The following is a 653-nucleotide window of genomic DNA, read 5'->3' as shown; positions in this document are numbered from 1 at the left end:
TACTACCCCGAAAGGGGATGTTAATCTCATAAACCCGTTTTAAGTTCGGATCGAGGGTTGAAACCCACCCTCGTGAAGCTGGAATCCGTAGTAATCGCGTTTCAACATAGCGCGGTGAATACGTCCCTGCTCCTTGCACACACCGCCCGTCAAACCACCCGAGTGAGGTATGGGTGAGGGTATGGACAAAGTGCCGTACTCGAACCTGAATTTTGCAAGGGGGGTTAAGTCGTAACAAGGTAGCCGTAGGGGAATCTGCGGCTGGATCACCTCCTAAGAACAAAAACACCGTCAGATGCCGAAAAAACATCAGGTCACACAAAAAATTACAAACCAGCCGGGTACAAACCCTGAATCATTCGGGCAAAACCCGACAACAAACCAGGGCTTGTAGATCAGCTGGAAGATCGCTCCCTTTGCAAGGGAGAGGCCTGGGGTTCAAATCCCCACAAGTCCATTAAATCTTGATTCGAAAAAATCAAGACAACAAAACAATTCCGGATTCAAAACCGGAAACAAATTAAACAAAAGTAAAATCGGAAAGCTGTTTTTAAAAACAGTTTGAGGTTCGATTCCTCAGTAAAAATTTCAATGCACTCCGCGAGTTATCGTGGGGGAAGGACGGATTAGATCTGAACAGCCATTCGGATCTG

Annotated in this window: 1 tRNA gene and 1 rRNA gene; both read left to right on the top strand. The window is 46.6% G+C overall.

The features are described 5' to 3' along the window. Positions 1-275 (top strand): 16S ribosomal RNA (locus MsAg5_RS01440); the annotation flags it as partial. Between the two features lie 109 nt (positions 276-384). Further along, positions 385-457 (top strand) — tRNA-Ala (locus MsAg5_RS01435). The last annotated feature ends 196 nt before the right edge of the window (positions 458-653 follow it).

This window comes from Methanolapillus africanus (assembly GCF_032714475.1).
GTDB lineage: Archaea > Halobacteriota > Methanosarcinia > Methanosarcinales > Methanosarcinaceae > Methanolapillus > Methanolapillus africanus.
This window is presented reverse-complemented; position numbering and strand designations above follow the sequence as displayed.